This window comes from Streptomyces sp. sk2.1, assembly GCF_008120935.1.
Classification (GTDB): Bacteria; Actinomycetota; Actinomycetes; order Streptomycetales; family Streptomycetaceae; genus Streptomyces.
This window is the reverse complement of sequence record NZ_RDBO01000057.1, coordinates 10,867-12,679: the sequence shown is the minus strand read 5'-3', so window position 1 is coordinate 12,679 and position 1,813 is coordinate 10,867. Positions and strand designations below refer to the sequence as shown.

At 71.7% G+C, this 1,813-nt stretch carries 1 protein-coding gene and 1 pseudogene; one reads left to right on the top strand and one right to left on the bottom strand.

Annotated elements, in window-relative coordinates; translation table 11 throughout:
• Positions 1-128: 128 nt before the first annotated feature.
• Positions 129-1,244, top strand: a pseudogene (locus EAO76_RS21380) (MFS transporter); the annotation flags it as partial.
• Positions 1,245-1,298: 54 nt separating this feature from the next.
• On the opposite strand, the gene EAO76_RS21375 reads toward EAO76_RS21380, so the two are convergent.
• A complete protein-coding gene (locus EAO76_RS21375) occupies positions 1,299-1,619 on the bottom strand; it encodes a YnfA family protein (RefSeq protein ID WP_148837569.1) in 321 nt (106 codons plus the stop codon).
• Positions 1,620-1,813: the final 194 nt, after the last annotated feature.

Sequence of the window (1,813 nt, the reverse complement as noted above, 5' to 3'; positions counted from 1 at the left end):
GACCCTGAGGACACCCGCCCGTGAACACCATCGCCGCGCCCGCCCCGCCGTCCGACGGCTCCGTCCGCCCCGTACGACTGGGGCTGCGCGAGAACTGGCCGCAGTTCACCCTGCTGGTCATCGTGAACATGGCCGTGGGCGGCCTGGTGGGCCTGGAGCGCACCACCGTGCCGCTGATCGGCTCCGAGACCTTCGGCCTGACCAGCGACCTGGCCGTCTTCTCCTTCATCATCGCCTTCGGCCTCACCAAGGCCCTGACCAACCTGGCCGCCGGGGCCCTCACCGCCCGCTTCCGCCGCAAGCAGCTGCTCGTGGCGGGCTGGCTGATCGGCGTACCCGTCCCCTTCGCCCTCGCGTACGCACCCTCCTGGGGGTGGATCGTCGCGGCCAACGTCCTGCTCGGCCTGAACCAGGGCCTGACGTGGTCGATGACCGTCAACATGAAGATCGACCTCGTCGGACCCGCCCGTCGGGGGCTGGCCACCGGTCTGAACGAGGCCGCCGGATACACCGCGGTCGGCGTCACCGCCCTGCTCACCGGCTACCTCGCCACCGGCTACGGCCTGCGCCCCGTCCCCGAGCTCATCGGCGCCGTCTTCGTCGTCGCCGGTCTCGCCCTGGCCCTCGTCGTCCGCGACACCGCCGCCCATGTCGCCCTGGAACTGGCCCACCACACCAAGCCGCTGCCGACGGATGAGAAAACCAGCCTCAAGGCCACGTTCACCCGCACCTCCTGGCGCGACCGCTCCCTGCGCGGCGCCAGCCAGGCCGGGCTGGTCAACAACCTCAACGACGGCCTCACCTGGGGTGTCTTCCCCCTGCTCTTCACCGACCACGGACTCGGACTGGCCGCCGTGGGCCTGATCAAGGGGCTGTACCCCATCCTGTGGGGTCTCGGGCAGATCCCCGCCGGCCACCTCGCCGACCGCGTCGGCCGCAAACCCCTCATCGTCCACGGCATGCTCGTCCAGGCCGGCGGGCTCGTCCTCGCCCTCGTCCTCCTCGACCGGCCGCTACTGGCCGGAATCCTGTCCGCCGTCGCCCTCGGCCTCGGCACCGCCATGGTCTATCCGGCCCTCATCGCCTCGGTCTCCGACCACGCCCATCCCGCCTGGCGGGCCAACGCCCTCGGCACCTACCGCTTCTGGCGCGACATCGGCTACGCCGCCGGAGCCCTCATGGCCGGTGTCCTCGCCGACCGGCTCGGTCTCGGCGCCACCGTCATCGCCGCGGCCGTCCTCACCGCCGCCTCCGGCCTCCTGGCCGCCCGGTGGATCACCGAGCAGCGGCCCGGCCGGTCAGTGGCCGCGCGGGGCGTACATGATCACGGCCATCCCGGCGAGGCACACCAGGGCGCCGATGACGTCGAAACGGTCGGGGCGGTAGCCGTCGGCGACCATGCCCCAGACGATCGACCCCGCGACGAAGATCCCGCCGTACGCGGCCAGGATGCGCCCGAAGTCGTCGTCGGACTGGAAAGTGGCCACCACGCCGTACAGCCCGAGTGCGATGACACCGGCGCCGATCCAGATCCAGCCCTTGTGCTCGCGGATGCCCTGCCACACCAGCCAGGCGCCTCCGATCTCGAACAGGGCGGCGACGACGAAGACGGCGCCGATGAGCTCGGGGACGGGGCGCAGGCCGTAGCCGGTGGCGAGGTAGCCGGTGAGCAGGGCGGTGACGCCGACCGCGGTGTATCCGGCGGCCTCGTTCAGACCGGTGGCCAGCCCCCGACGGGCGGGTCCGACGAGGTCGATCTTCATGTTGACGGTCATCGACCACGTCAGGCCCTGGTTCAGGCCGAGCAGGACGT